This is a genomic window from Corynebacterium lujinxingii (assembly GCF_014490555.1).
Lineage (GTDB): Bacteria > Actinomycetota > Actinomycetes > Mycobacteriales > Mycobacteriaceae > Corynebacterium > Corynebacterium lujinxingii.
Window position 1 is genome coordinate 2,130,646 of the sequence record NZ_CP061032.1, and the last position, 26,607, is coordinate 2,157,252.

20 protein-coding genes, 1 tRNA gene and 1 riboswitch are annotated in these 26,607 nt (G+C 65.4%); of the genes, 10 read left to right on the top strand and 11 right to left on the bottom strand.

Annotated elements, in window-relative coordinates; all coding sequences use genetic code 11:
• Positions 1-6: 6 nt before the first annotated feature.
• Both IAU68_RS10475 and IAU68_RS10480 read right to left on the bottom strand, forming a co-directional pair.
• Complete coding sequence (locus IAU68_RS10475; protein WP_171193829.1) at positions 7-6,255, bottom strand: hypothetical protein; 6,249 nt, start codon at positions 6,253-6,255, stop codon at positions 7-9.
• 107 nt (positions 6,256-6,362) lie between these two features.
• Positions 6,363-7,700 (bottom strand): UDP-glucose dehydrogenase family protein, encoded by a 1,338-nt coding sequence (locus tag IAU68_RS10480; protein ID WP_171193830.1) that lies wholly within the window; start codon positions 7,698-7,700, stop codon positions 6,363-6,365.
• A gap of 157 nt (positions 7,701-7,857) precedes the next feature.
• Here IAU68_RS10480 and IAU68_RS10485 point away from each other — a divergent pair, with 157 nt between their 5' ends.
• The gene (locus IAU68_RS10485; protein WP_171193831.1) at positions 7,858-9,102 is read left to right on the top strand and encodes a Fic family protein; all 1,245 of its coding nucleotides are present in this window, start codon (positions 7,858-7,860) and stop codon (positions 9,100-9,102) included.
• 6 nt (positions 9,103-9,108) lie between these two features.
• Here IAU68_RS10485 and dcd read toward each other — a convergent pair whose 3' ends face one another.
• Positions 9,109-9,672 carry a dCTP deaminase gene (gene dcd / locus IAU68_RS10490; RefSeq protein ID WP_171193832.1) on the bottom strand — a complete coding sequence of 188 codons (564 nt, stop codon included), beginning with the start codon at positions 9,670-9,672 and terminating at the stop codon, positions 9,109-9,111.
• A gap of 62 nt (positions 9,673-9,734) precedes the next feature.
• Here dcd and IAU68_RS10495 point away from each other — a divergent pair.
• Together IAU68_RS10495 and rhuM are read left to right on the top strand one after the other, a co-directional pair.
• Positions 9,735-9,808: transfer RNA gene (locus IAU68_RS10495), tRNA-Gly, on the top strand.
• Positions 9,809-9,830: 22 nt separating this feature from the next.
• Positions 9,831-10,904, top strand: coding sequence for a RhuM family protein (gene rhuM / locus IAU68_RS10500; protein ID WP_171193833.1), 1,074 nt, complete (start codon positions 9,831-9,833; stop codon positions 10,902-10,904).
• 18 nt (positions 10,905-10,922) lie between these two features.
• Here rhuM and IAU68_RS10505 read toward each other — a convergent pair whose 3' ends face one another.
• The 3 genes from IAU68_RS10505 to IAU68_RS10515 form a co-directional block, all read right to left on the bottom strand.
• Positions 10,923-11,258 carry a hypothetical protein gene (locus tag IAU68_RS10505; protein ID WP_171193834.1) on the bottom strand — a complete coding sequence of 112 codons (336 nt, stop codon included), beginning with the start codon at positions 11,256-11,258 and terminating at the stop codon, positions 10,923-10,925.
• Between the two features lie 14 nt (positions 11,259-11,272).
• Positions 11,273-11,393, bottom strand: a riboswitch (SAM riboswitch).
• A gap of 192 nt (positions 11,394-11,585) precedes the next feature.
• Positions 11,586-13,280, bottom strand: a complete 1,695-nt coding sequence (locus tag IAU68_RS10510; protein WP_413228099.1) for a VanW family protein — start codon at positions 13,278-13,280, stop codon at positions 11,586-11,588.
• Positions 13,281-13,316: 36 nt separating this feature from the next.
• On the bottom strand, positions 13,317-14,495 hold the full coding sequence (locus IAU68_RS10515; protein WP_231699029.1) for a glycoside hydrolase family 3 N-terminal domain-containing protein: 1,179 nt from the start codon (positions 14,493-14,495) through the stop codon (positions 13,317-13,319).
• Positions 14,496-14,562: 67 nt separating this feature from the next.
• On the opposite strand from IAU68_RS10515, the gene IAU68_RS10520 reads away from it, so the two are divergent.
• Entirely contained in the window at positions 14,563-14,772 is a 210-nt protein-coding gene (locus IAU68_RS10520; protein WP_171193835.1) for a DUF2613 domain-containing protein, read from the top strand.
• Between the two features lie 6 nt (positions 14,773-14,778).
• On the top strand, positions 14,779-17,676 hold the full coding sequence (locus tag IAU68_RS10525; protein WP_231699030.1) for an alpha-(1->3)-arabinofuranosyltransferase domain-containing protein: 2,898 nt from the start codon (positions 14,779-14,781) through the stop codon (positions 17,674-17,676).
• Here the strand turns inward: IAU68_RS10525 and IAU68_RS10530 are convergent.
• Positions 17,583-18,638 (bottom strand): acyltransferase family protein, encoded by a 1,056-nt coding sequence (locus IAU68_RS10530; RefSeq protein ID WP_231699031.1) that lies wholly within the window; start codon positions 18,636-18,638, stop codon positions 17,583-17,585. The two genes, IAU68_RS10525 and IAU68_RS10530, sit on opposite strands and share 94 nt — an antisense overlap.
• Before the next feature lie 37 nt (positions 18,639-18,675).
• Between IAU68_RS10530 and IAU68_RS10535 the strand changes: the two genes are divergently transcribed.
• From IAU68_RS10535 to IAU68_RS10550, 4 genes are all read left to right on the top strand, one after another.
• The gene (locus tag IAU68_RS10535; protein ID WP_171193836.1) at positions 18,676-19,323 is read left to right on the top strand and encodes a porin PorA family protein; all 648 of its coding nucleotides are present in this window, start codon (positions 18,676-18,678) and stop codon (positions 19,321-19,323) included.
• Positions 19,307-20,713: a hypothetical protein gene (locus tag IAU68_RS10540; RefSeq protein ID WP_171193837.1), complete on the top strand. Its 1,407-nt coding sequence runs from the start codon at positions 19,307-19,309 to the stop codon at positions 20,711-20,713. Before IAU68_RS10535 ends, IAU68_RS10540 begins: the two co-directional genes overlap by 17 nt.
• Positions 20,714-20,883: 170 nt before the next feature.
• A complete protein-coding gene (locus tag IAU68_RS10545; RefSeq protein WP_171193838.1) occupies positions 20,884-21,126 on the top strand; it encodes a three-helix bundle dimerization domain-containing protein in 243 nt (80 codons plus the stop codon).
• 331 nt (positions 21,127-21,457) lie between these two features.
• The gene (locus IAU68_RS10550; protein ID WP_171193839.1) at positions 21,458-21,910 is read left to right on the top strand and encodes a DIP1984 family protein; all 453 of its coding nucleotides are present in this window, start codon (positions 21,458-21,460) and stop codon (positions 21,908-21,910) included.
• On the opposite strand, the gene IAU68_RS10555 is transcribed toward IAU68_RS10550, so the two are convergent.
• The 3 genes from IAU68_RS10555 to IAU68_RS10565 are packed head-to-tail and all read right to left on the bottom strand — an operon-like array spanning position 21,894 to position 23,618.
• The gene (locus IAU68_RS10555; RefSeq protein ID WP_171193840.1) at positions 21,894-22,946 is read right to left on the bottom strand and encodes a glycosyltransferase family 4 protein; all 1,053 of its coding nucleotides are present in this window, start codon (positions 22,944-22,946) and stop codon (positions 21,894-21,896) included. The genes IAU68_RS10550 and IAU68_RS10555 overlap by 17 nt on opposite strands.
• Positions 22,943-23,326, bottom strand: coding sequence for a type II toxin-antitoxin system VapC family toxin (locus IAU68_RS10560; RefSeq protein ID WP_171193841.1), 384 nt, complete (start codon positions 23,324-23,326; stop codon positions 22,943-22,945). Before IAU68_RS10560 ends, IAU68_RS10555 begins: the two co-directional genes overlap by 4 nt.
• 1 nt (position 23,327) lies before the next feature.
• Entirely contained in the window at positions 23,328-23,618 is a 291-nt protein-coding gene (locus IAU68_RS10565) for a type II toxin-antitoxin system Phd/YefM family antitoxin (protein WP_171193842.1), read from the bottom strand.
• 35 nt (positions 23,619-23,653) lie between these two features.
• On the opposite strand from IAU68_RS10565, the gene IAU68_RS10570 reads away from it, so the two are divergent.
• On the top strand, positions 23,654-24,394 hold the full coding sequence (locus IAU68_RS10570; protein ID WP_171193843.1) for a class I SAM-dependent methyltransferase: 741 nt from the start codon (positions 23,654-23,656) through the stop codon (positions 24,392-24,394).
• Positions 24,395-24,534: 140 nt separating this feature from the next.
• Here the strand turns inward: IAU68_RS10570 and IAU68_RS10575 are convergent, their stop codons facing one another.
• Positions 24,535-26,361, bottom strand: coding sequence for a phosphoenolpyruvate carboxykinase (GTP) (locus IAU68_RS10575; protein WP_171193844.1), 1,827 nt, complete (start codon positions 26,359-26,361; stop codon positions 24,535-24,537).
• Between the last annotated feature and the right edge of the window lie 246 nt (positions 26,362-26,607).

A 26,607-nucleotide genomic window follows, 5' to 3' on the forward strand; every position in this document is an offset into this window, starting at 1 on the left:
ACGAAACTACTGCTCAGAGGCGCTAGAGCCGCCTTCGGTGTCGATGGACGTCAGCGCTTTGCCCGGCTCGGCGCTGCACCAGTCGTAGAGCACCGCGGACAGCGCTACGACGCCGATGATGCCGCCGGCAACCTGGCCCAGTTGCTGCACCTCGGGGCGGTTCGCCACCTGCTGGAACTGCGCGTTGATCGCGTCCGCTTGACGACGAAGCTCCTCAAACTGGTCGTTTCGACGACCACCCCGGCCACCGACGCCCCAGTCGCGCGTGTGCTCCGACCAGCGGCGCTGCAGATCGGCGTTGATCTGGTTGATCTGTGCCTGGTACTGCCCCACGTACGGCTGGATCAGTTCGCCGCCGAACTGCGCGAGCAGACCGATCGGGATGAGCCACAGGATCGGAGAACGCACCGCGTTGGCCACGCACCGCTTGACCGTTTCGTTCCCGGACGAGCCCTGCTGCGCGGCCGTGGTTGTTGCCGGGGCGGGTTCGGTCTCGGTGACCGTCTCCGTCGCCCCCGGCTGGGCCGGGCGGTAGTTGCCGGAGATCCGGTACGGGCCCTCGACCTCGTTGCCGTCGGTGCGGGTGTAGTCGATTTCCACCTCGGTCACCTCGCCGGTGAAGCCCGGCACTGGCACGAAGGTCACGGTGCCGTCGTCCTCGATGTGCCAGGTGCCCTGGGTGTCGATGGTCAGGGTGCGGTGGTCGTCGCTAAGCGACGCCCCCTCAACCGGGCGGAACACGAGCGATTGCTTATCGACGAAGCCGTCCTGCACCACAACCTTCACCGTGGTGTTTTCGATCGTGTCGATGCGCGCGCGGCCGGCCGTGAACTCCACCTTGGTTCCGGAGTCCGCGGTCTGGGTGACCGTTGTCTCGTTGGTAATGGTCACCGGGTTCGGGGTCACCGTCACCGCAGGCTGGGTGACCGTCACCGGCGCCGGGGTGACCGTCACCGGGACGATTTCGGTGCCGCCCGGGATGGTCGTGGTGACCGGGTCCGGGGTGACGGTGCTCGGCTCCGGGTTGATCGTCAGCGTCGTGGTGACCGCGCTCGGCTCGCCCGGGATGGTGACCTCGGTGGTGATCGGGTCGTGCGTGATCGTCACCGGGTTCGGGGTCACCGTGACCGGCTGCGGCTCCTGCACCTGGGTGATCGTGGTGACCACGGCCTCCGGGGTGACGGTGACCGGGTCTTGGGTGACCGTCACCGCGTCCGGGGTGATCGTGGTGGTCTCCACCGGGTTCGTCGCGGTGACCGTGTCGGTGGCGCGCTCGGTCGTCGTCGCGGTGGCCGGCAGGTTGTAGCCCACCTTCACCGTGGCCGGAGCGTGCGCCTGCACGCCGTCGGTGCTGCGCGCGGTGTATTTCACCGGGTCCGGATCACCGGTGAATCCCGGCTCCGGGGTGAACGTGAACACGCCGTCGTTGACCGTCCAGGTGCCCTGCCCCGGCACCACCAGCGTGGTGGTCTCCTCTCCGGTGCTGGAGATCAGGCGCACGGTGGCGGGGTCCACATCCTCGGAGTAATCCGGCTTCACGCCGACCGGGCCCGGGGTGCGCACGACGCGCTCCGCGCTCGGCAGCGCCAGGTCGGCGACCACGACCGTCGACGTGACCGTGGTGGGCACACCGTCGATCGTCGTCGGTGCCTCGGTGACTACCTGGGTCTGGGTCACCGTGGTTGGGGTGCCGTCGATGGTGGTGGGCACTTCAACGGTGGTTGGCACATTGGAGGTCACCGTCTGCGGCGTCGCCTGTTCCGTGACGGTGGACAAGACGTTCGAGGTGGCCGTCGTCGTAGCGGTCGACGTAGCGGTCGCTGTCTCCGTCACCTTGCCGGTCACGGACACCTGGTAGGTGGTGGTTTCGGTCGCCCCCGTCGCGGTCGTCGCCTGAACGGTCACCGGGTCAGGGGTGCCGCTGAAGTCCTTCGCCGGGGTGAACTTGACCACGCCCGTCGCCGGATCAATCTGGAACGTGCCCTCATCGGTCTCAATCTTGTTGTCCGTCGCGCCCGCCAGCGAGTAGGTGACGGTCCAGGCGCTCGGGAACGACGGGAACATCTCCGCGCCAGTCTTCGAGGTCTGGGTCTGGTTCACATCGCCAGTTGTCACCGACGGGGAGGTCCGCGGCGAGCGGTAGTCGCCGGCGACCGTGCCGGTGTCGGTGGACTGCACGCCGTTGGTGTTCTTCGCGGTGTAGTTCACCGGGGTCGGAGTGCCGTAGAAACCGTCTACCGGGGTGAAGGTGAACGTGCCGTTGTTATCGACGGTCCAGGTGCCCTGCCCGTCGACCTTGAGTTCCTTGCCTGCGGGTTTCCCGTCGGCACCGACGAACTCCACCGTGGACTTATCGACCGTGTCCAGGTACCTCGGCGTGACCTTCAGGGGGCTGCCGATGTTGCCGAGCACGGAGGCGTCGTAAAGGTGCACATCCACCGGCTCAACGACGGCGGTGTACTTCGCCGTCGGCGTGCCCTGCGCGTTCACGATCCCGATGCCCACCGACTGCGCTGTGCCGACGAACGCCGGGTCCGGGGTGAACGTGACCTGGCCGGTTGTCGGGTTGATGGTGTACGTGCCCTCGCCCGCGACGGTGAGGGTGTTGTTCTCCGCCGGGGTGCCGTCCGGGGCGAAGAGTCCGAAGACTGCCTGGTCCCACCAGGTGGCCTGGGCGATGTTCGGGAACAGCTCCTTCGCAGTGAGACCCTGGTCTTGGCGGTTCTTGTCGTCGGAGTGCTGCGTCACGCCCTGCAGATTGGTCGTGACAGCCGAAATCGGATCCGGCGTGGGGTAGAACGCCGAGATCTGGCCGGGCACCTGTGCAGGGATACCGTCGAAGTTGGTGGCGGTGTAGTCGATGGGGGTCGGGCTGCCCACAAACGCGCCGCCCTCACCGTCAGGTCCCTGCGGAGTGAAGGTGAAGTTGCCTTGCTTATCGACGGTCCATGTGCCCTCGCCTGGCACAACCAGCGTCTTGCCGTCATCGGAGAGCGTGCTGCCTTGCGGCGCGATGATCCGGATCGTGCTCTTGTCCACCGTCGTGTCCAGGTACTCCGGGGTGACCGTGATCGGCTGCCCGATGCGGGTGGCCTTGGCGTAGTCGGACGGGATCTCAACACGCACCGGCACCACGAACGGCTGGTAGGTGCTGGTCATCTCGGCCGGCTGGCCGCTGGCGTCCCTGAGGCCGACGGTCTGGATCTCCACTGCCGGGGCCTGGCCTGTGAAGCCCTTCTCCGGCTCGAACTTCACGGTGCCCTTGACCGGGTCGATGGTGTAGGTGCCCACGTCCTCGACGGTGAGCACATTGTCGGTTGCACCCGCGAGCTGGAACTTCACCGGGCTGTTGGCTTGGCCATACCACTCGGTAGGCAGGTTCGGGAACATCTCGGCAGGGGTGCGGCCGGTGTCGTTCGCGCCCTTGTCGGTGCTGTTCTGGGCGGTGCCCTGCGGGCCGACGGTGGTGGCGGGGACCGTAATAGCCGCCGGGTAGGTGATGGTCACACCACCGGTGCCGGTCACCGTGCCGCCGTTGGTGGCCGCGGCGGTGTAGAGCACGCTCACCGGCGTGCCGACGAAGCCCGGCACCGGCGTGAAGGTGAATTCGCCCGTCGTTGGGTCGACGGTCCAGGTGCCTTGTCCCGGGATGTCCAGCGTCTTGCCGACGGGGTTGCCGGCAGCGTCGAGAAGCTGCACGCTCGTCGGGTTGATGGTGGTGCCGTAATCGGGCGTCGCCTTACCCGGCTTGCCGAGCGGCGCCGAGTTGGTAGCGGACGGCAGCGTGTACGTGCGGTCTTCGACGGTCGGGATGTACTGCGCAATGAGCGTCGAGTTGACCTTCGTGCCGTTGGCAGTGGTGTTGATGGCCTGAATCTTCACCCCGCCCGCCTGCTTCGAGGGCTGGCCGCCAAGGAACCCGTCGACCGGGGTAAACGAGACCACGCCCGTTGCGGGATCGATGGTGTAGGTGCCCTCGCCATCGACGGTGAGGGTGTCGACGAGGTTGGTGCCGTCCACGAGCTTGAACTGCACCGGCGCGTTGAACCAAGCCTCGGGCAGGCCCGGGAAGAGCTCCGCGGTGGTCTTGCCGGCGTCGCCCGGGGAGTTCAGGTCGGTGGATTTCTGGGTCTCGGTCGGGCCGCCGATGGTGGTGGCGGTACGGGTGACCAGCGGGTTGTAGGTAACCGTGACGGTGGACGGCTCGCGGGCCGCGATACCGTCGACACTCCTCGCGGTGTACTTCACCGGTGCCGGGTTGCCCAAAAAGCCCGCAACCGGGGTGAAGGAGAACTCACCGGTCGCAAGATCGACGGTCCAGGTGCCCTGGCCATCGACGGTGAGGGTGGTGCCGACGCGGTTGCCGGCATCGTCGATAAGCGAAATGCTCTCGGTGTCGATCTTCGGCAGGCCGGCGATCGCGTAGTCCGGTGTGGCCTTGAGCGTGTCGCCGACGTTGCCGTTGGCGAACGCGGGCTGGAGGTACACGTTGGAGCTGGTGACCACGGGTAGGTAGGAGCCGTCCGCGCCGCGCTGCTGGCCGTTCGCGGTGGTGAGGTTGGCGATGCGCACGCCGACCTCCGGTGCCGGACCGACGAAGAACGGGTCCGGGGTGAAGGTGACCTCGCCGGACGCGGCGTCGATGGTGTAGGTGCCAACGTTGTCGTACTTGAGCGCGGTGTTCGGCGCGATTGCGTTGCCGTCCTGGTCGACAAGCTGGTAGGTGAACGAGCTGTACCAGTTGGTGGGGTAACCCGGGAACATCTGCTGGGCGGTCAGTCCGCGGTCGCCCTCGGAAGTGGTCCTGTCGGTGGACTTCTGCGTCACGCCCTGGGTGCCGTACGTCGTCGCCGGGCGACCGTCCGGCACGAAGTAGTCGACGGTGAGCGTGGCCGAGTCCGCCTGGATGCCGACGGTGTTCTTCGCCGTGTACTGCACCGGGGTCGGGTCACCGATAAAGCCGACCTGCGGGGTGAAGGTGACGGTGCCGTTGCTGTTGACCTGCCACGTGCCCTCGTTTTCCACGGTGAGGGTCTTGCCGGCGGTCGTGCCGTCCGGGTTCAGCAGCTCAACGGTGTCCGTGTTGATCGCCGGTGCGCCGTCAGCCTGCGCGTAGTTCGGGCGCAGCGTCACGGCGCGGCCGACCTGGTTCTGCCCTGCGACGTCCTCGAGCTGCACCGACGGCTTGGTCACCGTCGGGGTGTAAGTGGTGTTGACCTCGGAGTAGGACTGGTTGTTCGCGTTGATCGTGTGCGCGGGGCGGGTGACGCCGTAGGCCATGACGCGGCCGTTGCCCTCGTCCGTGTTCGTGGTCATGTTGGACACGATCACGCGGATCGGGGTGGCTTGCTTGGTGGTCGGGTCACCTGTTTTGAAGAAGTCGTTGTTCGGGGTGAACGTGACCTCGCCGGAGTCCGGGTTGATTGTGTACCGGCCCTCGGTGGTGTTCAGCTCGTTGGTGACGTAGCCGACGTAGTTGCCGTCGGCGTCGTTGGCGAAGTCCGCGTCCGCAATCGTCGCCTTGGCCGCGATCGGGTCGTTCCTGTCAACCTGGAACGCGTAGGTGGGCTGGTAGTCCCAGACAATGCCTCCGGTGACACCTTGGAACCCTGTTCCGGCCTGCGCAGTCTGGGTGGTGCCGAGCGCACCCGTAGATGTGAGCGGGGTCGTGGTCTTGCCCGGCAGACCGGTGGTGGCGTAGTCGTACTGCGGCGCTGGCTGGCCGCCGGGCTTCACCGGGTCGATCTGGATCGGCAGCGGCGGGGCGTAGCCGATGTAGCCCGGCGCGGGGTTCCAGGTCACCTGGAACGTGGAGCTTTGGGAGACGTAGGACCAGTCGCCAAGCTGAGTCGTAATCTTGTTGGAATTGCTGAACGGATCTGGGCGCACAGCAGACGTAAACCCATTGCGGTAGATCGTCTGGTTCGCCGGGTCCCAAATGGTCAACGGGACCGGGCTCCCCCACTGGTCGTAGGTGCCGGTCCTGGCTATGCCGTCGGCGGCCACTGCGTCCAGGCTCAGGTACAACGTGCCGTAGCGGGTGACGTTCTGCTTAACGGTGGTATTCCACGGCACCGACGCCGGGGTCTGATCGTCGTAGGTGACGGTGGTGCCCTGAACCGTGCGCGTCGCGGCATCGGCGGTTGGCACGAAGGTCGAATCGGGGGCGGCCACCTGCACGGTGGTCAGGCCGAGGATGGCGACGGTTGCGGCACCGATTGCGCGGTTTGCCACGCGGCGGGAACGAGTACTCATAGGAACTCCTAGGTCAGAAGGGCAACCTACTCGATTAAGTAAGCTGCAAGAAGTTTGTTCCTCACCCACCTTAGCGTTACCGCTTTTTCCTGGCAGTTAGTTACCAGTTAACCCAAGGTTCGCCCCAGCGCCCGCAGCTGCCACCCTGCCGCCTGCCAGGTTTGGGGGTCGAGGACGTTGCGGCCGTCGATGAGCAGTTGCTTATCGACGAGCCCAGCTGCCCACACCGGATCCATCTGCTTAAACTCCTGCCATTCGGTGGCGAGGATGACAAGTTCCGCACCGTTCAGGGCGTCTTCGAGGCTGGTGGCGTAGTCGAGGGTGGGAAACACCTTGCGGGCGTTGTCCATGCCCTGCGGGTCGTACACGCGAACACTTGCACCGGCCAGGGAGAGTTGCCCCGCTACTGCGAGTGCCGGCGAGTCGCGCACGTCGTCAGAGTTCGGTTTGAACGCCGCACCGAGCACGGTGATGTTGCGGCCGATGAGGCTGCCGAGTTCCTCGCGGGCTAAGTCGATCACGCGCTGGCGGCGGCGCATGTTGATCGCGTCCACCTCGCGCAAAAACGTCAGCGCCTGGTCGGCGCCGACTTCGCCGGCGCGCGCCATAAACGCACGGATGTCCTTCGGCAGGCACCCGCCGCCGAAACCTAAGCCGGCGCCGAGGAATTTGCGGCCGATGCGGTCGTCGTAACCGATCGCGTCCGCCAATTGCGTCACGTCCGCGCCGACGTTTTCGCACACCTCGGAAACGGCGTTGATAAACGAGATCTTCGTGGCCAAAAACGCATTCGCCGAGACCTTTACCAACTCCGCGGTCTGCAAGTCGGTGACGATAAATGGCGTGTCGTTTTCCAGCGGGGTGGCGTAGACCTCGCGGGCGACTTCTTCGGCTCGGCTTTCTTCGTGCGTGGCGCTTGCGCCTCGCACGCCGAGGACGATGCGGTCCGGCTCAATAGTGTCTTTCACCGCGTAGCCTTCGCGGAGGAACTCCGGGTTCCACGCGATCTCGACGCTGGCGCCGTCCTGCACGAGCTTGTCCGCGCGCTCCTGCAGCGCCGCTGCCGTGCCGACCGGGACGGTGGATTTACCCAGAATGACGTGGTGGCCTTGCAGTTTGGGCACCAGGTCGTCGATAACCGCCTCAACATAGCGGGTGTCCGCGGCGTAGGAACCGCGCTGCTGCGGGGTGCCCACACCAATGAAGTGCACGTTGGCAAACGCAGCGACCTCGTCATAGTCGGTGGTGAAGTCCAGGCGGCCGGCGTCGATGTTGCGCTCGAGCACCTCGGGCAAGCCCGGCTCATAAAACGGCACCTTGGAGTTTTTCAGCGCCTCGATTTTGTTTTCATCCACGTCAACGCCCAGCACCTCGTGGCCCAACTCCGCCATGCACGCAGCATGCGTCGCCCCGAGGTAACCAGTGCCAATCACAGTCATCCGCATAAGTGGCCATTATGCCGGGACGGTGCGAGCGCTGCAGGGTGAGCGCGAAACGCTTACTTGCAGTACTGGAAGTTTGGATGCGTCGCACGATCCCTATTTTTCAAGCTCGACGTTTTCTGCAAAATAATCAAGTGGAGATCCGGCTAGAATTTCAGAATTGAACATTCTGACCCGCAAAGGAAGTCCAATAGTGGGCAACTACAAGAACCTAAAGACGGTGTTTCACAAATCCCGAGACGGCAGGCAGGCTGCCGAAGCTGAATACGCCGCCAGGTTTACGTCGCCAGCTGCACTGCATTGGAACTTCACAGTGGGCAACCACGATCTCTTCGTGGTACTCACTGCGGAGATTCAGTCACTCCTGGAGGACGTCTGGCGCGCAGAGCTCCGGATTTCCCACAAGTGGTCCACGCTTCCAGGCGTGGCCGGTAGCCACTACCTGACAGGCCTTCTCATCGAGGAAATTAAAGCCACGAACCAAATCGAGGGCGTGCATTCGACCCGTAAAGAAATTGCAGAAGCGCTGACCCGTCCTTCAACTGGACCACACAAGCGGTTCCGCGAAATGGTTGCGTTTTACGAATCGCTACTCAACCCTCATGCGCGACCAGAGTTTCCAACGACCCCCACATCCCTGCGTGCCGAATACGACAGGTTGCTCGCAGACGAAATCGTTGAGGAAGATCGTCCCGATGGACAGCTGTTCCGATCAGGGCCCGTAGAAATTCACGACGGCATGAAGGGGGTCCATAAAGCCCCCCTTGGCGAAGACGACATTGAAGACCGCATCCAAACGTTCTTACAGACCCAAAGAGATGAAACCCATGTCCTCATCAACGCGCTGATAGGTCACTTCATGTTCGAGTACACCCACCCGTTTTACGACGGCAACGGTCGTATGGGACGTTTCTTACTCGCATTCAAAGCTCTCGAGGTTCTTTCTCCACCAACCTCGATGTCTCTCTCCCACCAGTTCTCACTCCAGAGAAAGAAGTATTACGACGCTTTCTTGGATACAGAGAACGCGATGAACTACGGAGAGGCGACGATCTTCCTCAAAGCCATGCTTGAGATGCTGATCGATGCCCAGCGCGACTTGGAGGAATCACTGGATCAAAAACATTTCCAGTTACATAGTCTGCAAGAAATCCTATCTTCAATAGACCGCGACGAGTACGAACGCGACTTGCTCTACTTGGCTGCGCAAGCATATCTATTCAGCCCGGATCTACCCTTCCCCCTCAAAGAGGCAGTTTCAGCAATAGGGCGGTCTTGGAACACGATCCGGCCCGTAGCTGAAAAGCTGGAAGCGGAGGGACTTATCCAATCAGCTTCGAAGCGCCCGCTCACACTCGAGCTCACCGCCCGAGGCCGTGAATACCTACGTTTATCAGAAAGCTGAGCTGAGCTACTGAAAGTTCAGGTACGCCTTCGACGGCGTCGGGCCGCGCTGCCCCTGGTACTTCGAGCCGAGCGCGCCCGAGCCATAGGGGGTGTCCGCCGGCGAGGTCATATTGAACAGCGCGAGCTGGCCGACCTTCATTCCGGGCCACAGCGTGATCGGCAGGTTTGCCACGTTGGACAGTTCCAGCGTGATGTGCCCGGAGAAGCCCGGGTCGATAAAGCCTGCGGTGGAGTGGGTCAACAGCCCGAGTCGACCGAGCGAGGACTTGCCCTCAAGGCGGCCGGCAAGATCGGCGGGCAGGGTGAAGCACTCCAGTGTGGAGGCGAGGACGAACTCGCCGGGGTGCAGGACGAAGCCGTCGTCGTCCTCCACCTCGACGAGACTGGTCAGATCCGGCATTTCCAGCTTCGGGTCGATGTGCGTGTACTTCGAGTTGTTGAAAACGCGGAAGAACTTATCCAGGCGCACGTCGACCGAGCTCGGCTGCACCATGGCGGGGTCGAACGGGTCGATCCTGAGGTGGCCGGAGTCGATGGATTCGCGAATGTCGTGATCTGAAAGCAGCACGCCTTGAGAGTGTACTTCCCGTTTTTGGGCCTCGACTAGGCGGTGCTAAAGTCATAAAAGCTGCCGGCGTAGTTTAGTGGTAGAACATCAGCTTCCCAAGCTGAGAGTGCGAGTTCGATTCTCGTCGCCGGCTCCAAGACATCGGGGGATGGAGAATAATGGGTGAGCAACCACTTAACTTAAAATCTTCAAAACTTGGCGAGTTTGTTGTTTACAAAACCCAAGACGGCTTAACGGAAGTACATCTGCGAGTCGTCGACGGCTCGGCTTGGATGACTCAAGCGGAAATTGCCGTGCTCTTCGATGTAACCACGGCTACTGTAAGCACTCACCTGAAGAACATTTACGCCGAAGGCGAGTTGAGCAGGGACCGAACTATTAAAGAAATTCAAACAGTTCGTTCTGAAGGGGACCGTGACGTTCACCGGACACTACTTCACTACAACCTTGACGCGATTATCGCCGTCGGCTACCGGGTAAAGGGGCCGCGAGGCAACCAATTCCGGCGATGGGCAAGCGAAGTACTCCAGGAATACCTGGTAAAGGGCTTCGCACTCAACGACGAAAAGCTCAAAGATCCCCGCGGCACGGACTATTTCGATGAACTTTTGGAGCGGATCCGCGACATCCGATCTTCAGAAGCACGTTTGTACCTCAAGCTGCGAGACATCGTCGCACTCGCAGCCGATTACGACAAAGATAGCCCACGAACGCGTGGAATTTACAGCGCCATCCAGGACAAACTGCACTACGCGATTACGGGCCAAACGTCTTCAGAAATCATCGCGACACGATGTGACCCGGCGGCCGACAATCTCGGTCTTTCCACTTTCAAAGGAGAAGTTGTCCGAAAAGGGGATGTGACAACGGCGAAAAACTACCTCACCCACCCGGAGCTCACTACGCTCAACCTCTTGGTCTCCCAGTTCTTGGACTACGCGGAGTTACAAGCGCAAATGCGCAGCCCGATTCACATGGCGGAGTGGCTGGAGAAGACCGATGCGTTCATCGAGTTCAACGGCTTCCAGCCGCTTGAAGACCGAGGGAGGGTCACCCGCGAGGAGGCTAACCGCTTAGCCAAAGAACGCTACGACCTTTACAACTCCGGCCGGCAGGCAGCTGAGCTAGCTGAAGCCGACGCGGAGTTGGTCGCAACTATGAAGATGATCGACCAGCGAATACTCGCTGACCGAGCGCGCTTACGTCCTCGTGTGGCGGACAACAAAAAGTGACAAACCAATTCCCAATTTTTACGCCGCTGTCGTGCAGGGCGCCAGCGGCTTTCGCGACAGCAGGATTGCGCGGTACGCCGTTCCGCCATCGCGCTTAAACCGCAGGATGTTCCAGTCAGGGTTGAACTGCTGCGCCTGGGCGAGAAGTTCGGGGTTGTGGTTGTAGGCGGTGCGGGTTTCGTCGCCAAGCGGTGAGCGGAAGCTGAAGGTCAGTTTGGTGCCGTCTTGCTCGAGGATCTCGATCGGGAACCAGCCGTACTTCTGGTTCATGGCGCGCAGCACCGGGATGTAGTGGTCGTTGTGGCCTGCGGTGCGGCGGTCGCATTCGTGGTACGTGCAGGTGCGGGTGGACATAAATGCTCCTCGGAAATCGCGTCTTCCGGCACGGCGGTTGCGCGTGCCGGCGGATCTTCCCCCGGGAGCACCGTGCGCGATATGCGCGGTTGCTTGCCGACGAGCCGGGGGCCTTTACCGTCGAACTTCTTGATCCACAACGCACACTAATAGACCAAGCGGTCTACTGTCAAGCGCGAACCTCGATGACGATAGTTCGATGGGCATACTCCCATGTCAGTGCATTACTTGACGACGACACCCCGCACCGACGAAAACCTTCCACCCAGGAACTATTGTCATCGGACTATCGACATTTGCGGAAATGGGACACGAAACCGCGGCGCCCTACCCGCACCGCACGATCGGCTGCGGATCGTAGACCGTGGTCTGGGTCTCGCGGTTGATCTCGTTGCCGGCGAGGTCGTAGATGATGCGGGTGTCCGAGGTGGTAAAGCCCGGGGCGCCACCGGAGGGCGAGCAGTTCGCCCCGGAGACGTAGACCGGCTGCGGGCTGGTCTGGGCCCAGCGACCACCGTTGATGGATTCGACGTTCACGGTGTTGACCCCCATGAGGCTGACGGTGACTTGACCGCCGCCGACGTTGGTGGCGATACGCACCGGGTACGGGCTGTCGTTGCGGAACTGCAAGTCGATAGCGCCTTCGTACACGGTGGCTTCACGGCCGGCCGGGTAGCGGGAGATGTAGTACGAGTGCGGGGTGTGCGCAACGTCGGTCATGCCGGCGAAGTAGGCCGCGTTGTACAAGGTGGTCGCGAACTGGGAGATGCCACCGCCGACGGCGGTGTCCGCGCGACCGTTGAGGATGATGCCGGATTCGACGTAGCCCTGGGCGGTGCCGCGGGGGCCGGTAAACCCGTTGAGGGAGAACGTCTCGCCCGGGTTCACAATGGCACCGTTGACCGTGCCCGCCACGATCGCGATGTTGGTACCGGAGGCGCCGGAGTAGCCGCCGGTCGTAAACGAGCCGACGACCTCGTCGAAGGTGGCGTTGTTGGCGTCGTCGGTGGTGAACTCGGCGGGGACCTCCTTGTATTCGGCGTCCCAGGTGCGGGGTTTGTCGCCGAGCAAACGGTCGTTGAAGCCGGCCATGGTCTTTTCCCAGTCGACGATGGTGCCGTCAACGGACGGCTCTACCCCACCGCCGGCGAGCACGCGGGCGTTTTGGGTTTCGACCTCGCTGTCCGCGAGTTGCTCGCCGAGGATGCCCTGGGCGGCCTCGGTGTTCACGCGCGGCGTGATTTTGCCGTCCTCGTTGGGGAAGCTGACCACCTCGCCAAGGCGATCCTCGGGGATGGCGGCGGTGTGGTCCTCGCGGCCGTTGACGGTCAGCGGGCCGTTCAGGGCTGCGCGCACGGGGCCGTCCATGGCGGCGGTGATGACGGCGCTATCAATCGCAGGCGGGATCTCGATCGGTTCGATGTCGATGCCGTCGGGGTTGAGCCAGCCGGTGGTGGTTTCGTCGTGAAGCGTTGCGCGGTCGACCTTCTGGCCGCTGACCGGGTCGGTGGTCTCGGCCTTGCCTGCCTTGACGCTGATGGTGCCGTCGGTGGGGTCGACGTGCAGTTCGTCGGTCAAGCGGTCAAGTTGCCGTTTCAGGGCGGGCTCATCGATACGCGGAACGACGTCGACTTCGCGGGTGGTGAACAGGCCGCGCAGGCGCGAGATCGGGTTGGCGGTTTCGACGCCGGCGGCGTCTACGGTGCCCTGCCAATCGATGCCCAGGCCGGACTTGGCGGGCACGAACGTCGCGGCCTTGTCGCCTGCGCGGACCTCGACTGGCTCGTCGGCGATGCCGCCGAGTTCGCTTTCGAGCTTCTCGCGCGCCTCGTCGGGTTTCATCGCCCCGATGTTCACGCCGCCGACGGTGGTGCCACGCGGCACGTTGCCGCGGTGCATCGCCAGGTCGGCGAGGTAGAGCGCGAGTGCGATCGCGACGATGCCGAGCAGCACGCCGAGTGCGATCTTGCCGCCGCGGCCGGAACTGCCCGCTCTATGCGAGGTTGCGTTCACCGTAGTCACCCAAACCAGGGTAATGGAGATCTTTGAAAGAGCTGCCTAGAGGCTGTCGTCGATAAGCATTTGCTGTACGCGGGTGGCGGCTTCGGTGACGCGCTCTTCGGGGATGTAGCCGTTGTGCACGCACCACACGATGTGGTCGATGATCGCGGGCAGGTCCTTGCCGGAGGACCATAACGCCTGGTCGGCGCCGGATCCGATGGCGCGGGCGACGGCGTCGCGGGTGGGCGCGTAGTCCAAGATGCCGCGCATGCCGGACAGGTCGTCGGTGACCACCACGCCGTTGAACGGCACGCCGCCGGGGTAGTCGCCCTCGCGTAGGATGCGGTAGGCCTCCGGGTTCATGGAACTCGGCACGCCGTCGGGACCAAGGCCCGGCACGATCATGTGGCCCATCATCACGCTGGCGCGCGGGTACTTCGACAGCAGCGGACCGTAGGGACGCATGTCCAGCTCGCGCATCTCGTGCAGCGGCGGGGTGACCGCAAGTTGCAGGTGGGTATCTCCCGAGGCGCGGCCGTGGCCCGGGAAGTGTTTGAAGGTGGGGGTGATGTTGGCGTCGATAAGCCCCTGCGAAAACAGCGACGCCACTCGCACGACCTCGGCCGGATCGCCGTTGAATGAGCGGTCGCCGACGATGTCCAGGTTGGTCACATCCAGGTCAAGCAGCGGCGCGTAGTCCACGTTCACCCCGTGCTCGCGCAGCGCCCGGCCGATGTCCCAGCCGGTGCCGCGGATGACCTCCGGCGGGGTGCCAGCGAGCGCGCGCGGCGACATGAACTCGCCGAACACCCCAGTGTGGCGCTGCACGCGGCCGCCCTCGAAGTCGATGGAAACGGAAAACGGCCGGTCGTACTGCTCGCGCAACGCGTTGATGTTGCGGCCCGGTTCCGTGAGCAACTTCGGGTCCGCCCAGCTCGGAATGATCAGCCCGCCGGCGCCCTGGTCGAGCGCGAACCGCGCCTGGTCGTAGTTGGACACGCCGACGACCATCAGCGACGCCACACGCGCCCGCAGGTCCTCCGGCACGCGCTGTTGCGCCGGGCTGAGCACCTGGGGAGCTGCTTGCTTATCGACGAACCCCTGCCCCGGCTGCCCCTCCGTCGAGGTCACCGTCACCACTTCGGTCTCCGGCGCCGGTGTTTCCTCCGGGGCGCAGGCGGCAAGGCCGGCGCACATAAGCAGCACAGTGGCAGCCGCTGTGGCTCGAACCCGCATTGCACAGACCCCTTCATCGTGTGTGGAAACGCCATTACTGTACTCGCCACTGGTAGCCTTACCCGACATGTCCCATCGCGTGAACCTGCTGCCCGAGCCGCTGCGTCAACACGCTGCCTCGCCCGTGGTGGCCAGCGCCGTTGTCGGCATCGTCCTCGGCGTGGTCGGGGTGCTCGGCATCGCGGCGGCGTCGGGCCAGTCGACGGTGCCGGAGGATACTGCCGTCGCCGCCGACGACGCGGTGCTCGGCGGGCCGGAGTACGGCTCGCGGAAGTAGGCCGGCGTGCGCTCGTCGTCACGCGCGCATGTGCTCGGTTGGCTCGCGCTGATTCTGCTCACGCTCGCGCAGCCGCCCGGGCGGGTCGCGGCGGACACGAAGTTCGACCTTGTCGCTGATCCGCTGCGGTTTCTTACCCGCGCCACCCACGCGTTTACCGACGAGTTCCCGCTCGGCCAGGTGCAGAACCAGGCGTACGGGTACCTCTTCCCGCAAGGCGCGTTTTTCCTGCTTCTCGATTGGGCACCGGATTGGCTCGCCCAGCGCGCGTGGTGGTCGTTGCTGCTGTGCCTGGCGTACTCGGGCACGCTGGTGCTTGCGCGTCGCATCGGGATCCGGGGCACGTGGCCACCGGTCCTCGCGGCGATCTTGTACGCGCTAAGCCCGAGGATTTTGACCACGCTCACCGCAATCTCGTCGGAGGCGTGGCCGGTCGCGCTCGTGCCGTGGACACTCGTGCCGTTGGTGTCTAAAAGGCCCCAGGTCGCACCCGCGCTGGTGGCGGTGGCATGCATGGGCGCGGTCAACGCAACCGCCACCGTCGCCGCGTGTCTGCCGGCGTTCGTGCTGCTGCTTGCGCGGCGCGCGTTGAAGCAGGCGGCGCTGTTCGCCGCCGGAGCGATGGCCGTCTCAGCGTGGTGGATCGGGCCACTGCTCGTGCTCGGCCGGTACTCCCCGCCGTTTACGGACTTCATCGAGTCCGCACACGTGACCACCGCATGGCTCAACCCGGTGGAGATCTTGCGCGGCACCACCTCCTGGACGCCGTTCGTGGACACCGAGCGCGCCGCCGGTCACCTTTTGGTCGCCGAACCCGCGTTCATCATCGCCACCTGCCTGGTCGCTGCCGTGGGGCTCGCCGGCCTCGCCCGGCGCGACATGCCGTGGCGCGGGCCGCTACTCACCATTTTCGCCGTCGGGTTTGTCATTCTCGGGACGTCGGCGAGCATCGCCTCGCTTTACGACGACACCCTCGCCCCGTTGCGCAACCTCCACAAATTCGATCCGCTGGTGCGCCTGCCACTCGTGCTCGGGGTGGGGTTTGTGGCATCAACGGTGCGCCGCCCGCAGATCGTCGGCGTGACCCTTGCCGCCGCGGTGGCGGTGGCACCCGCGTGGTCGCTGCGCTTGCTGCCGGAGGGCACCTGGACCGAGGTCTCCCCGGATTGGCTGGCGGCCGGGCAGTGGCTGGAGGAGCACGCCGCGGGCACGCGCACCCTGGTAGTGCCGCCCACGCAGTTTGCGCGCCAAGACTGGGGCTGGACCCGCGACGAGCCGATCCAGGCGCTGACCAGCACCCGCTTCGCGTTCCGGGATGCTGTGCCCCTTGTGGATCCGGAGGCGATTCGCGGGTTGGACGGGCAGACGGGGGTCGTCGATACGCAAGCGCTGCGCTCCATCGGCGTGGGCGCGGTAGTGGTGCGCCGCGACCTCGAGCACCAGCCGCCCACGCCGAGCCTGGGCGAGCCGGACGCGAGTTTCGGCGACGTGGATATCCACCTGCTCGACCCGGAGGCGGATGTGATAGACACCGACCGCGCCCCCATTGCCGTCGACGGCGGCGGCGAGGTTCTGGCTCTGTTGTGGCGCGAACTCGGCTACTTTCCGGCAACGCTGACCAGCGGGAACGCCGACATCGTCACCGACACTCCAGCGTTGTCAGTTCGCAACTACGGCACCATCAGCGGCCAGTCCGGCACCCTGGCCGGCGAGTGGGAGGACACCACCGTGCGCAACCGGGTGAAGGATTACCCGTCCGCCGGCACGCGGGTAGGCGTGCGCGAGGAGGGGATGGCGCGGGCGTCGTCGTCACGCGCGGACGCTGGCGCGTTCGGTGGTCCGGTACCGGCGAACTCGCTCACTGCCGCCTTCGACGGGCTGGCAGAGACCGCGTGGTGGCCCGCGCCGGGCGATAACGACGCGTGGATCGAGTTCGACTCGCAAGCAGATACGGTCACCGTGACCGCCACCGCCGACACCACGGTGCGGCTGTGCGACCGCAACGACCACTGCCGCAGCGTCACCCTGGTCAAAGACCAGCCGCGGCGGCTCACCCGCGGCGACGCCGCAATCCTGCGCCTGACCGAACCGGTAGGCATCCGTGAACTTGACGCCGGCGTGCGCCGCATCGTGGAGGTCAACGGCACCGCGGACCGCTACTTTTTCCAGCGCCGCTTCCCCGCCACCAGCGTGATCCAGCGCCGCTTCACCACCGCCGTGGACAGCGAGTGGGAACTGTCGCAGCCCGCCACCATCGACGGCGAGCGCCACGTCGGCCGCGTGTTCCTCGAGGCCGGCACCCACGAACTGTTCACCCGCGCCGAAACCGTGATGCTCTCGCGCGCGCCGCTGCCCGACGCAGATGGCGACCGGCTCATCCTGACCACCCGCGCGTACAACGAGGGCCTGCGTGGCACCCTCGGCGGCACCCCGCTGGAGCCTGTGCGTGTCGACGCCGGCGCCCAGGCCTTCCGCGTCCCCGACGGCGCCACCGGGCAGTTCGAGATGACGTTTGCAGGCGATAACTCCTACCGGTACTCGCTCCTCCTCGGCGGGGCGTTCAGCCTGCTCGTCGTAGTGTTTTGCCTGTGGGCGCCCTGGCGCCGCTTCGAGCGATTCACCCCGCCGCCCGGCGCGAACTGGCTTTCCGGGGTGGCTGTAATCGCCGCAGCACCCCTGCCCGGCCTGGTCGCGGTCGCGCTCGCGTGGCTAGTCCGACGCTTCACCGTCCTACCGATGCCACACCTCGCCGCCGCGTCGATGACCGTGGCCGGGCTCGTGCTCGCGCGTGCGCCATGGCCGGCGGCGAACTACGCGGGGTGGTCGCTGTTTTGTGTCTTCGCCGCGTGCTTCGCCGTGGCCTGCCTGACCAATCGCGCGCCGGGCACCTCCACCAACTCGTAGGACACGTACGCCACAGCCGTGCTGGCCAGCGCGGTGGCCGCGTACACGACCACGAAGTGCCCACTGAACATATCCACGCCGAGTACCGGGAACACGAAGTACAGCACCGCCATGTGCCACAAAAACACCGAGTAGGACCAGTGCCCCAAGGTGCGCATGCGTGACGACGACAACCACGTCCCCGCCACACGCTGCCCCAGCGCAAAGGGCGCGACGATGAGGGCAGCGAACACCGCACCGAGCAGCACCCGCACGTTGAACTCGAGCGGGTCCGGGTGAGCGAGCCCCCGCGGGCCGATGACACCGGCGATCCACGCGACCGGCAGCGCTAGGAGGGGAAACGGCCAGCGCGGGCCAGCGTATCGCACCCCGGCGCGCTCCAGCTCGGCGAGCACAAGCCCGACGGCGAACCACGGCGCGTACGACGGCGGCCAGATCTGCAGATTCACCACCGCCGGATCCGCGATGCCCGACACCGCCCACGGCCAGGCCAGCCCGAGCGCCACCGACACCGCCAGGGCGATGCGCCGCCCCCGCGCGGTAAGCCTCAGGTACAGCGGCAGCACCAGGTAGAAGGCGGCTTCGATGCACAGGGACCACATCTGCGTGAGGCCGTCGATAAGCGCGTGCGGCACGTAGACCTGCACTAACAGGAAGTTCGCCACAACCTGGCTTGCGTTTACGCCCGCGAGCGGCGGCAGCGCGAGCAGCACCACTGCAACGCACACCACGTACGCGGGTACGAGGCGTGCGACGCGGCGCGAGTAGTAGCCGTCGCGTAATCCGCCGCGCGCGAGCAGGAACGCCGAGAGCGCGAAGAACACGGCGACGAAGTAGTCGAAGCGCTCGAGTACCGCCGAACCGGCCCCGGTTTGGAACGCGACGTGGGTGGCCACGATCCCGTAGGCGGCGACGGCGCGCAGGCCGTCGAGCTCGGGAAGGATGGCTGGTCTCGGATTCACGATGGGCAAAGTCTAGCGGCCCGGTAGGGTAAGTCGGGTGAATCTGCGTCGCCGTCTCGCCGCCTGCCTGGGCGTCATTGTTGTCTGCGCAGTACTCAATATCGCCTCGCCGATCGTGATCGCGAAGCAGCGCACTCTTGTCCCCGGCGACTACACGATGCACTTCAGCGGCGAGCGCTCCCGCACCGTAACGCTCACCGAAGCACCGAAGGCGATGCGGGCCCGCGTCGAGGTCGACGGCGAGGAAGTCGACTCCTTCCTCATCGACCCCTCCACCGCGTTTCCCACGAGAGGCCGCGCCGGCCTCGGCCCACTCATCCCGTACAACCCGGAGCGTCGCACTTACCCGCTGCACGACCCCACCACCGGCAACGACGCCGCCCTCGATTACCTCGGCCCCGGCAACGTGCGCGGCCTGGAGACCTACAAATACGCCGCCACGCTTTCCGACGGCTGCACGCGCACCGTCGACGCCGAACGCCGCACCGGCCGCATCCTCGACGAGGTATGGGACTGCCCACCCGAGCAGTGGGTGCTTGCCGACGACACCAAAACCGCCGCCGTCAACGCCGCCCGAAACGATATCGCCTGGCTGCGCGGCCTGCAGGTGATGGCGGTGCTGACGCGGTTCATCGCGGCCGTGGCGTTCATCGTCGGGCTGGTGGCCTATGCGCGCCGCCGTTAACCAGTGGTGGGCGCCCGCCTACGGCGCGGCGCTCGTCCTTGCGCTGACCTGGCCATTTCTTGTCCCCGGCGAGGCGTTCGCGCTGCGCGACATGATGGTCTTCGACCAGATGGCGCTCACCCGCGCCTCGCTCGGCTGGGGTGATCTGCCCGCCCGCAATGTTCCGCAGGACGCGCTGCTGGGCATCCTGCCCCACCCAGTGCTGTTCCTGCGCGTGTTCATGGTGGCCGCGGCCGCCTGCGCCGCCTGGGCCGGGCACCGCCTGGGCCGCTCCCCGCTGGGCAAGGCGGCGGCGATGACGGTTGCGGTGTGGAACCCGTTTGTTGTCGAGCGCCTCCTGCAGGGCCAGTGGTCGCTCGCCGCCGCCGCGTGGCTGCTGCCCCTGGTCGCGTTGCGGCTCCACCCTGCATCCGGCCTAGCACACTGGCTCGCCTCGCTTACCCCCACCGGCGCGATCGCCGCGGCATGCGTGGCTCGCAGCCCCGTAATCTCCGTGATCACCTGCCTGCCGTGGGTTGTCGCCGGGATCTTCGCCGGCGCCGGCGGCACCTCCTCGGCCGCGTCCGCCGACCTCTTCGCCCCGCGCGCCGAAGCCTTCACCGGCACCCTCGGCGCGCTCGCGGGCCTGGGCGGGATCTGGAACGCCCACGCCGTGCCCGGCTCCCGCACAGTCGGCTTCGCCCTGTTCGGCATCGCACTGTTTGCCCTGCTCGCCCTCACGTGGCGCGAGGTTCCCCGCCGCTGGCTCGCGCTTGCCGGCCTGGGTTTTCTGATCGCGCTGTTGTCCTGGGCGGGTCTGCTCGGGCCGGTGGTCGCGCACGTGCCCGGCGCGGGCCTGCTTCGCGACGGTCACAAGTGGCTCATCCTCGCCATCCCCGCCTTCGTCGCTGCCGCCGGCGCCCTCGATCCCCGCCGCGCACTGGCCGCGCTGACCTTCGCGCTGCTCCAGGTCCCCGACGCCCCGGTCGCCGTCGCGGCGCTCACCCCCACCACCGTCGAGGTGCCCGCCATTCACCACCAGGGCCGCGACGTGCTGTTCGAATCTCGCCCCACGCTTGTGCTTATCGGCGACCACCCCACCGTCGACCCCGCCCCCAAAGCCTTCAACGTCGTGGAATCCGGGGCGCTCACGGTCGACGGCGTGGCGGTGGATCCGCCGTCGCTGCGCTGGACCGCGGCGCAGGCCGCCGTCGACGATCCGCAACGCCTGCGCGAGTTGGGCGTCGGGGTTGTGGTGCGGGCGGATGGTGAGGTCGTCGATACGCAAGCGCGCGTGAGGGGCTGGCCTTGGACGGGCGTCGCACTGTTCGCGCTGTGGTGCATGGTGCCACTGTTGCTATGTGGCATAGATCACAATAAGAGAAGAAAGCGCGCTGACCAGGGTTTCTAAGAACATTAGTTGGCAGTTCCCCATTAATGGAAAGTTCCAATCGTTGACGTCCTTGCATGATTCACGTTGCCCGGGTTAAAGTGAACGCAAGATGAACAACAGGTTACACCCCAGGTGTAGCCCCGAGATTTTGAAGGAGCAGATACAGCTTCTGCAAGAGAGGAACAATCATGGCTAACAACATTGATTTCAGCATCATCCGCGAGCACGCCCTGCGAAACATCCGCGAGGACCTGCTCACCGAGTACGCCGGCAAGTACGACGCGCTCGAGATCAACGATGCGTTCGACGCCGTCCTGCGCGCACACAAGAACAGCGCCGTCGTCGAGGACTTCGTCCCGGTCCTCGTCGAGGCTGAGATGCGCGATCGCCTCCGCGAAGGCGACCTGTTCCCCGCCCCCGCAGCCGCGTAAACGCTGTCGCCAACGCCCAGCCTTGTTTTGTGGCTGGGCGTTTTGCTATGTTCGGATGACACTGTCGGTAGCGGAAATGCTTTCCGTCACCCAGCGAACGTCAACCCCACGCGCCCGGGGAAAAGGGAGCACTCCTGGCGCCTTGTGGCCGTATCAGGGCTGAAGCGGTTCGATTCCGCTCACACGCACAACGCATGCGGCCTGCACGACGCACACGGGCACAACCCCCACCACAGGGTTGCACCGAGCACGATTTACTACCACGACGTTGGGGGTTTCGGAAGCGGCCGCGAGGGTCGGGAACGGGGACAGCAACGTCAAGGAGGCACACATGCTGCTCGCAGAGGCACTGGCGCGCCGCGCCGAGGCGCAGGACCGCCTGAACAAGCTGCAGGACCGCCTGGTCCAGGGCGCGCTGATGCAGGAGGGCGACACCCCGCCGGAGGACCCGGCGGACATGCTCGAGGAGGTCGCCGGGCTGCTGCAGGAGATCGAAACGTTGGTGCGCCGCATCAACCACACCAACGCGAAGACGGCTTTCGAGGGCGCGACGCTTACCGACGCCATCGCGCGCCGCGACGCCCTCCTGCGCTCCCGTCGTCTCTACGCCGCGGTTGCCGACGCCGCGACGATGTCAAACGCCCGCTACTCACGCTCCGAGGTCCGCTTCGTGCCCACCGTGGACGTCAAGGCGCTGCGCGACATGGCCGATAGCGCCTCCAAGGCCTACCGCGAATTGGACACCAAGATCCAGCAGCTCAACTGGACTACAGAGCTGCAATAACGCGCGCGAACTTCCGGCCCGTCTCCTCCCAGGAAAACCCCTGCGCCCAGCGCTTGGCGGCCTGCGCCATCGCGCCGCGTCGCTCCAGGGTCTCGCGGGCTGCCTCGGCGAAATCCTCCCCGTTTGCAACCAATCGGCCGGTTACCCCGTCGCGGATCGAATCCGCCACACCACCCGCGGACGCGTACGCCACCGTGGGCACCCCGTGCTGCGCGGCCTCGATCACCGCGATCCCCCACCCCTCCTTCCGCGAGGGCAGCAAGTGCAGCTCGGCGCGCTCGAGCAGCGCGTGCTTGTACGGCTCGGAAACGTGCCCGTGGAACACCACGTCGTCGCGCCCCGCCGCGTAGGCGCGCAGCTCGTCTTCCCACCAACCCGAGCCGATGATGTCCAGCACCGCGTTGTCCATCGTCGCCACCGCGTCGATCGCCTCCTCGATGCGCTTATGCGGCACGAGGCGCGAGAGGGTGACCAGGTGGGTGCGGTGGTCGTCGTGAAGCGTGGGCGTGTGCGCGGGCACCGGGTCGACACCGTTTTCCACGATCTCGATCTCGCCGGCACGCACACCCAACGCCACCAAATCGCGTTTCGACGCCTGCGACACCGTCACGTACCGCGCCCCGCGATACACCCGTGGTGCGACCTGCGACTCCAAGAACCAGCCCAACCGGCCAACGATCGGCCCCGCCACTGGCCACTGCTCCTTGTGGCAGTGGTGCGTGAGCAGTACCACGGGCCTGCGCGTGAACAGGCGGGCGAAAAACGGGATGCCGTTTTGCGTATCGACGACCACATCCGGCCGGTTGCGCCAAATCGACAACGGCGCCGCCAAGTACACACTGAACTTTCCGCCGGCCCGCTCGAAGCGCACCCCGCCTCGCCGCGACCGCCGGGGCGCGTCCGTGTGCTTCGCCGTCCGGTAGATCACCTCGTGGCCCTGCGCCGCCAGGTACTCACCGACGCGCTCGAGGTAGCGCTCCGACCCACCGCCTTGCGGGTGGGTGGTATCGCGCCAACACAGAAGCAGTATCTTCACGGCGCGATAACCTCCAGCCCGACTTCGCGCGCGGCATCCGCCAGCCACTCGTCGTAGGTGAGCACCGCATCCGCCTCCAGGTCCAGCGCCGCCTGCAGGTGGATCGCGTCCAGCGTGCGAAGGTATGGCATCGGCAGCATGCTCGCGCTACGAAGCGTCGCACGGCCCAGGTCCGCGATCGAAATGCCACGCAGAATCAGCGTCGCCTCACCCTGGGGCCTGCCGAGACGCACCGCCAACCGCCGCAACTCGACCTCGAGCAGATCGGAGGACACCACCTCGCACTCCCCCGCCTCAAGCCACAAGCGTATGGCGTGCGTGTGCGGCTCGGCTTTCAGCAGGCATCCGATGGCGGACGTGTCCGCGTAGACCCTGCGCATCCTAGATGCGTTCCCCGCGCATGTCGTCGAGCATCTCGTCCAGCGGCGCGCCTTCCACGGGCTCCACCGGCAGGTCCAGCCAGCCGCCGACGCGGGTGGCCGGACGGGTAATCGTCAGCCGCGGTTGTCGCGCCTCCAAGGGGGTCAACCGCCCCACCGGTTCGCCGTTGCTGGTCACCACAAAACTGACGCCCGCTCGCACCGCGCGCATGATCTGTGCGGAGTCGTTGCGCAATTCGCGCTGCGATATCCTGCGCTCTACCAGCGATTCATCGTGTTGCGGCGTGGCCATGCACCGGAGCGTAGCACGGTTGCTACGGTATGCGCATGCACCGTACCCGCCGGATGGCCACACTCCGCCGCTCCATGCGGCTGCTGCGCTCGTTTTCCTACGAGCAATTCCGGCCTCGGGTGTTCTATTCGTCGCTGGCACGCGACACGCGTTTGCTTATCGACGACCTCTCGCGCGACCTTCGAGACACCCCCGTCACCGGCCAGTCGGTGCTGGACGTCGGCGGCGGCCCCGGCTACTTCGCCGAGGCGTTTTCGGACTGCTTCTACGTCGGGCTCGAACCGGACGTCTCCGAGATGTCCGCCGCGGGCCTATCGGGCTTCGGCTCCGTGCGCGGCGACGGCACCGCGCTGCCCTTCGCCGACAACTCCTTCGACGTGGTGTACTCCTCCAACGTCGCCGAGCACATCCCAAATTGGCAGGCGATGGGCAACGAGACGCTGCGCGTAGCCAAACCCGGCGGCCTGGCGGTGCTTAGCTACACCGTCTGGCTCGGCCCCTTCGGCGGACACGAAACGGGACTGTGGCAGCACTACGTCGGTGGGGATTGGGCGCGTCGTCGATACGCGAAAAAGCACGGGCACGAACCGAAGAACCGCTTCGGCGACACCCTGTTCGCTGTCTCCGCGCGCGAAGGCCTCGAATGGGCCGAGGCAACCGGGCGGCTTCTCGCCGCGTTCCCGCGCTACCACCCGTCATGGGCGTGGTGGGTCACGCGAGTGCCGGTGCTCCGCGAGTTCGCGGTATCCAACCTCGTCCTCGTGCTGCGGGGCTAAAAATGCCAATTCCCCCACTACGCCACCAACAAAAACTCAAGGCCTGCCGAGTGGCAGGCCTTGAGTTTTATTAACAACAGATCTTGTCTGAAGTTTTCCGGTGGCGATGCTACAGCATCACCACCGATCCAGGCGAGGAGTTAGTTCGAGGCCTCCTGGATGCGCTCGTCGAGCTTCGCCAGCTGGTCGAAGATCTCCTGCGGCACGCGCGAGCCGAGGCTCTCGAGGTAGGTACGGGAATCCGCGAGGTCTTCCTTCCACAGCTCCGGGTCGGCGGTGAGCGCCTCGCGGACGTCCTCGATCGGGGTCTCCAGGCCCTCGAGGTCGAGGTCCTCCGCGCGGGCGGTGTAGCCGGCGACGGTCTCGTCAGCCTCGACGTTGCCCTCGATGCGGTCGATGACCCACTTGAGCACGCGCGAGTTGTCGCCGAAGCCCGGCCACAGGAAGCGGTCGTCGTCGCCACGACGGAACCAATTGACCAGGAAGATCTCCGGCATGCGGTCGCCGCCCTTCTCGCCCATGTCGAGCCAGTGCTGGAAGTAGTCGCCAACGTTGTAGCCCATGAACGGCAGCATCGCCATCGGGTCGTGGCGCAGAGAACCGACCTTCGCCTCCGCGGACGCGGCGGTCTGGCCGGACGACAGCATCGCGCCGATCATCGTGCCGTGCTCCCAGTTGTGCGCCTGCGTGACCAACGGGACGGTGTCCGGGCGGCGGCCGCCGAAGAGGATCGCGTCGATCTTCACACCCTGCCAGTCCTCAAACTCCGGCGCCGCGGACGGGCACTGCACGATGGGCACGCAGTAACGGGAGTTCGGGTGCGCGGCCTTGCTGGCGGAGTCCGGGGTCCAGTCCTCGCCGCGCCAGTCGATGAGGTGCTCCGGTGTTTCGCCGTCCATGCCTTCCCACCAGACATCGCCGTCGTCGGTAAGCGCGACGTTGGTGAACAGGATGTTGCCCGGCTCCATGCTCTTCATGGCCATCGGGTTGGAGGCGTAGTTGGTGCCCGGCGCGACGCCGAAGAAACCGTTCTCCGGGTTGACGGCGTACAGGCCATCCTCGCGCAGGTGCATCCAGGCGATGTCGTCGCCAACGACCTCGGCCTTCCAGCCCGGCAGCGTCGGGGTGATCATGGCCAGGTTGGTCTTGCCGCAAGCCGACGGGAACGCGGCGGCGATGTTGTAGTTCTTCCCCTCGGGGGAGGTCAGCTTCAGGATGAGCATGTGCTCGGCCATCCAGCCCTCCTCCTTCGCCATCACGGACGCGATGCGCAGGGCGTAGCACTTCTTTGCCAGGATGGCGTTGCCGCCGTAGCCGGAGCCGTAGGACCAGATCTCCTTGGTCTCCGGGAACTGGGAGATGTACTTGGTGTCGTTGCACGGCCAGGCGACGTCTTCTTCACCCGGCTCGAGCGGCGCGCCGACGGAGTGGAGGCAGTGGACGAACTTGTCGCCCTCAATCTTCTCCAGCGCCTGGGTGCCCATGCGGGTCATGGTGCGCATGGAGAGTACAACGTAGGCCGAGTCAGTCAGCTGGACGCCGAGCTTCGGCGCCGGGTCCGAGATCGGGCCCATGCAGAACGGCACGACGTACATGGTGCGGCCACGCATGGAACCGGAGAAGTGCTCGAGCATCTCTTCCTTAAGAGCGTCGGGCTTCATCCAGTTGTTCGTCGGGCCGGCGTCCTCTTCGTTCTCGGTCGAGATGAAGGTGCGGGACTCCACGCGGGCGACGTCGGACGGGTGCGAGCGTGCGAGGAAGGAATTCGGGCGCTTTTCCTCGTTGAGTTTGATCAGCGTGCCGGCGTCGACAAGTTCCGCGGTCAGGCGGTCCCATTCTTCCTGGGAGCCGTCCGCGAACACCACCTTCTCCGGCTCGAAGAGATCAACCGCCTCGTTGATCCAAGCGATGAGCTGCTCGTTGTCGGTGGGGTTTTCCCCCTCCAGGCGCTTGATTTCGGCGGTCATGTGCACTCCTTGTGTAACTGGTTATTCCCAGTGCCGCGGGCACTGATCATCCCAATAATCGTTTGGTTTCCCCCAGAGTATCGAAACAGGCGGTCAGATAACCAAAAGTTCAGCCTCCTCAACGACCCGCCGGATATAACCAGTAGGCGCGAGCACGCCATTCATTTGGAACGGGGGTGAAGCGCTACCCCCGCGGGCGCGTTCGCTTTACGACGACACGGGGGTGGCAAAACATACGCCCACCAC

What these genes read in the sequence shown, in the direction of transcription:
- IAU68_RS10475 (WP_171193829.1), bottom strand. Translation starts at nt 6,255, where the DNA reads ATGAGTACTCGTTCCCGCCGCGTGGCAAACCGCGCAATCGGTGCCGCA.
- IAU68_RS10480 (WP_171193830.1), bottom strand. Translation starts at nt 7,700, where the DNA reads ATGCGGATGACTGTGATTGGCACTGGTTACCTCGGGGCGACGCATGCT.
- rhuM (WP_171193833.1), top strand. Translation starts at nt 9,831, where the DNA reads ATGGGTGAGCAACCACTTAACTTAAAATCTTCAAAACTTGGCGAGTTT.
- IAU68_RS10505 (WP_171193834.1), bottom strand. Translation starts at nt 11,258, where the DNA reads ATGTCCACCCGCACCTGCACGTACCACGAATGCGACCGCCGCACCGCA.
- IAU68_RS10515 (WP_231699029.1), bottom strand. Translation starts at nt 14,495, where the DNA reads ATGCGGGTTCGAGCCACAGCGGCTGCCACTGTGCTGCTTATGTGCGCC.
- IAU68_RS10520 (WP_171193835.1), top strand. Translation starts at nt 14,563, where the DNA reads ATGTCCCATCGCGTGAACCTGCTGCCCGAGCCGCTGCGTCAACACGCT.
- IAU68_RS10540 (WP_171193837.1), top strand. Translation starts at nt 19,307, where the DNA reads ATGCGCGCCGCCGTTAACCAGTGGTGGGCGCCCGCCTACGGCGCGGCG.
- IAU68_RS10545 (WP_171193838.1), top strand. Translation starts at nt 20,884, where the DNA reads ATGGCTAACAACATTGATTTCAGCATCATCCGCGAGCACGCCCTGCGA.
- IAU68_RS10550 (WP_171193839.1), top strand. Translation starts at nt 21,458, where the DNA reads ATGCTGCTCGCAGAGGCACTGGCGCGCCGCGCCGAGGCGCAGGACCGC.
- IAU68_RS10560 (WP_171193841.1), bottom strand. Translation starts at nt 23,326, where the DNA reads ATGCGCAGGGTCTACGCGGACACGTCCGCCATCGGATGCCTGCTGAAA.
- IAU68_RS10565 (WP_171193842.1), bottom strand. Translation starts at nt 23,618, where the DNA reads ATGGCCACGCCGCAACACGATGAATCGCTGGTAGAGCGCAGGATATCG.
- IAU68_RS10570 (WP_171193843.1), top strand. Translation starts at nt 23,654, where the DNA reads ATGCACCGTACCCGCCGGATGGCCACACTCCGCCGCTCCATGCGGCTG.
- IAU68_RS10575 (WP_171193844.1), bottom strand. Translation starts at nt 26,361, where the DNA reads ATGACCGCCGAAATCAAGCGCCTGGAGGGGGAAAACCCCACCGACAAC.